The sequence below is a fragment of the Paraglaciecola sp. genome (assembly GCF_030730205.1).
Classification (GTDB): domain Bacteria; phylum Pseudomonadota; class Gammaproteobacteria; order Enterobacterales; family Alteromonadaceae; genus Paraglaciecola.
Map to the genome: position 1 here is coordinate 1 of NZ_JANQVQ010000089.1, position 4343 is coordinate 4343.

Annotated in this window: 3 protein-coding genes; 1 reads left to right on the forward strand and 2 read right to left on the reverse strand. The window is 42.5% G+C overall.

Features of this window, described 5'->3' with window-relative positions:
- The coding region (gene cysG, locus NWQ57_RS07595; RefSeq protein WP_306021543.1) for a siroheme synthase CysG at positions 1-1235 on the reverse strand (1235 nt) is incomplete at its 3' end.
- Positions 1236-1408: 173 nt separating this feature from the next.
- Between cysG and NWQ57_RS07600 the strand changes: the two genes are divergently transcribed.
- Positions 1409-2023 carry an FMN-binding negative transcriptional regulator gene (locus NWQ57_RS07600; RefSeq protein WP_306021544.1) on the forward strand — a complete coding sequence of 205 codons (615 nt, stop codon included), beginning with the start codon at positions 1409-1411 and terminating at the stop codon, positions 2021-2023.
- Positions 2024-2097: 74 nt separating this feature from the next.
- On the opposite strand, the gene NWQ57_RS07605 is transcribed toward NWQ57_RS07600, so the two are convergent.
- Positions 2098-4203: a hypothetical protein gene (locus tag NWQ57_RS07605; protein ID WP_306021545.1), complete on the reverse strand. Its 2106-nt coding sequence runs from the start codon at positions 4201-4203 to the stop codon at positions 2098-2100.
- Between the last annotated feature and the right edge of the window lie 140 nt (positions 4204-4343).

Genomic DNA, 4343 nt, shown 5'->3' on the forward strand with positions numbered 1-4343 from the left:
GCTGACTGCACCATGGCGATAGGGGTTGTTGTGGGCAAGCCATGTTTGACCAACTCCTCACAAATAATCGCTAATCCTGTTAAGCCCATATAAAACACAATGGTTTGATCAGCTTGGGCTAATCCTTTCCAATTTAAGTTAATGGTGTTGTCGCGCAAATGACCTGTCGCAAATACCACTGATTTAGCATGGTCACGATGAGTCAGTGGTATGCCTGCATAGCTAGCCGCCCCGCTTGCGGCCGTGATGCCGGGCACAACTTGAAAGCTGATCCCTTTTTCAACAAGGGTTTCGATTTCTTCGCCGCCGCGACCAAAGATAAAAGGATCGCCGCCTTTCAAACGCACGACTCGCTTACCCGCTAAGGCTTCGCTGGCAAGTAACTCATTGATTTCTTCTTGCGGCACCGTATGTTTGCTTTTTGCTTTTCCCACATAGATTTTTTCTGCGTCACGGCGCACCAACTCGAGTATTTCAGACGAGACTAAACGGTCATAAACCACCACATCGGCTTTTTGCATTAATCGCAGGGCGCGAAATGTGAGTAGATCGGGGTCACCCGGTCCTGCACCCACTAGATACACTTCGCCTTTGATTTTCGAATCATCTGAATCTAGTTTGCTAAGCAACTTGCGCTCAGCTTGCTCGCTATTGCCCACCAACACATCTTCGGCGATATCCCCATCTAATACATCTTCCCAAAAGAAGCGTCGTGCGGTCACCGAGGATAATTTCTGTTTAACTAGCTCACGAAATTTTTCAGAAAACTGGCCTAATAAACTGACTTTCTGTGGAATGAGCGATTCTAGTTTTTGGCGCAAGTATCTGAGCAATACTGGTGCAACGCCGCCACTACTTATGGCAATAACGATAGGTGAGCGGTCGACAATTGAAGGTGTAATAAATTGGCATAAGGGAATATTATCGACCACGTTAACCAAAATATTCTGCGCTTTTGCTTGAGCATGCACTTGGGCATTGACGAGGCTGTCATCAGTGGCCACAAAGACTAACTGTTTTTGACTTAGATCTTGGGTTTCATACAGGCGTTTCTCAAATTTCACTTTGCCTTCTTCGACTAAACGAAGCACTGTGTCGCAGGCCCAAGGGGCAACCACATTGATGGTGGCGTGGGTTTTAAGCAGTAATTCGATTTTACGTGCGGCAACTTCACCGGCACCTACCACTAAGCAATTTAAATCAGTGGTATCCAAGAAAATCGGGAAATATTGCATGTTTTGAATCCACCTAATTTAAAAGAGCGAATATTTTGCCTTTTCTTTTATCACCAAGGAACAATTGATAAGGCTGTTGTTATGCTATTTGGTTATTAAAAAAAGGATGTTTTTAGGAAGCCAAAAGCGCTATTAATAGATCTTACTGCAATTAGTTGGCCAAAGGTGATGTTTTGTATATTCCACGAAATATGATGATGAACGAGCTTATTCAGCAACAGCAATTTATTGCTCAGTTTGGTTTTGCGCTACTGATAAGCGAAGATTTGCAAATAACGCACTTACCACTATGTTTGGTTGCGGATGAGGGGCGGTACGGCACTCTTTATGGACACGTAGCAAAAGCAAACCCTCACTGGAAAGTGCTCAATAATGCCGTGGTCAAGGCTGTTTTTAATGGTCCGCATAGTTATATATCACCTTCGTGGTATGCGAATGGCCCCGCGGTGCCTACCTGGAATTATGCGGCGGTACATAGCAAAGGTAGGGCGAGTTTGCTAGATGAAGCAGGGCTTATTCACAGTATTCACTTACTGGTAAGCCAATACGAACCCGCTTTGCTTGCCAACCAAGAACTAATGCCGCTGGATTATCAGCAAAAACTAGCGAGCGCCATTGTGGGTTTTAAAATAGAAATTGACCATATCGAGGGTAAACATAAGTTAGGTCAACACAAAAGCACTGCTGATCAACAAGGTACGGCCGCCGGTTTAGCACGCAGCCAACATCCAGACGCAAAAGCCTTGTTGGCATATATGCGACAGACTGGATTGGGTTTAGGGCAGTAAGACAGTGCGCATTATTGCTTAAAAAGCCTAATGCGCACTTGTCAGCCTGTTACTGTGATAGTGAGTAAAACAGGCTAAAAGTCGTCCTCGTCGTTATTTAACGATATGACTTGGGTTTTGCTAATTTTATGACGATAAATCTCGCGTAAATATTTAATCGCTTTTTTAACGTTATTTCGACTTAATCTTATATCGTTGATAGAGACAAACTTTTCCTTTTCACGTATCAGCTCGCGATATTTTTTCTCATACATGGGTTTGATGGCATACCAATTGGTGTCCAGAATCTTAGCCGGATTCTCATACTCTTCGAGCATTGAATCTAAGGCGTTTTCATCAAACTCTTCAGCCCGGATAAAATCTACCATTGCTTGGTCTAGTTTCTCGTCGAAACGGTAGTTATTTTTGGCAAAACATCGCTTGATGTAAGCCACAATCAAAGTAAGAAAATCATCACTCAAACAAGGACTTTTTACAATTAGGGTGGTTAACGACACATTAGCCGAAGCGCCAATGACTAAGGCATAACGCTTTAACGTGGTATTGGGGAACAAGGTATTAAGGTTTGACTTTAAACGATTTAAATCCATGTAAGACAATTTGTAATCTTTGGGCAAAGAGATAATAGAGACAATCGACGAGCAATTTTTGAAAAAATGTAGGTCTTTGAGATGCTTGGCGTCGTAGCCACTTTTTAAATATTCTTTTAGTCTTTTTCTGTAGCGGCTTGATTCAATGGGTAAGAGGCTGATGCCTTCAATCGCCTGTGTGACTTTATTAAAGTGGGGTAAGTCGATTGAGCGGAAGAACAAATCATTGATATCTAATTCGTTAGCGCCTTTGTCGAATAATTTGATTTTATCCACCCCAGATAGATTTTCAGTGTTAACAACTGACTCAGCATAGGCTAATGCGACGGGCCCCGCTAAGCTCATAAATAAGTCGTTAGCATCGAGCCGTATGGTTTCACCAATATCAATGCCTGCTCGCCTAAAGTAGTTTTCGTCGTAATCAGTTGTAACGGCCTGTGCGGTTAAAATATTGAATATTTGCTGCGAGATATATTGATTGGCGTGTTTCTCCATGGCGTTGACATCAATAGATTGAATGCCATCATCGTCTGTTTCTTCGGCATAGCGCATGATGTCATTCGATATCAACATCATGGCATTCCATGGCCTAATGCGATGCATTGCACTGGTGTTATTGCTGTCTTCTTTGTCAAAGTTATAAGAAAAATCCCATTCTTCAGCCATATATTTGCATAACAAACGGCCAGCATTGATATGCAAAGCTTCAGACATTTCTACGCCGTGGTCAGAAATATTTGGCAGTATGCAAATGCCACTGGTAAATATAGGTTCAAATACAAAAGAGTGCCCGCGGTTATCGTCGCTTTCACTCAGCGGCCTGGTTTCGAATGTTTTACTCATGTAGGCATATTGTTGCGCTAAACCAAATTCAGATGCCATGCCAGAACCCGTGCCACCGCCTGCGCTGAAGATGTAAAAATATAATCGGGATTGATTGGCTTTAATGCCGCAAGAATCAATAAGGTAGGAATGAATGTTTTTCCATTCTTTGTTGGCAAAACGTTGGGTATCTTTGTTGAGGATGATTCTGGCTAGATATTGTCCAAGAATGGGTGCATTGCCTGCACCTCCGGCATGAACTTCAGATAAATCCATGATTTTCATCTTAGTATATTCTTTTAAAAAGCTGTTTTTTTCTCCTTTATTAGAAAACCGCACCCGTCCTTCGATATCTTTGTCTAAGTCACCTAACATCACCAAGGGCTCAATCAAAAACACGGGTTTTACGTTCTCGTTATTTGATAAATGTAGACTGCGTTTTATCCAACGTAAGGGGCGATGCTCCTGTTCGCGGTTCTCTCGTTCTTCATTCTCAAATTCGTTGAGGTAAAAATTGCGTGCATTGTAAACTAGGGAGGCAACATCTAGGGCAATGTTTGAACCACACCTGCCCAGACCGATAAGGCATACTGAAGGGAAATTTTGTTGTCTTCGAGCGGCAATTTCGTTTTCAGCATTGACGATGGGAAAGACGCTACTACGAAGCGCATCAACATTTTCTAAAATTTTTGTTAAGTCGCGCTCGGTAAAATACAGGTAGCGTTCTTCAGGTACAGTATTGGGGATCGGATTATCCATTTTACTCATTGCTGACTCTATGGTTGAGAGGCTTTCAATAGAGTGCGCGTCCTTTTTTCTATCTCCGGTCATAACACGTTTCCTGTTTTGTAAGACTATGTGGTCTTGAGTTAAGGTTAAAATACGAGTACTTACCGCTTTATCAATAG

Bases quoted from the DNA above. Each gene is read 5' to 3' on its own strand.
- NWQ57_RS07605 (WP_306021545.1), bottom strand. From the start codon at position 4,203: ATGAGTAAAATGGATAATCCGATCCCCAATACTGTACCTGAAGAACGC.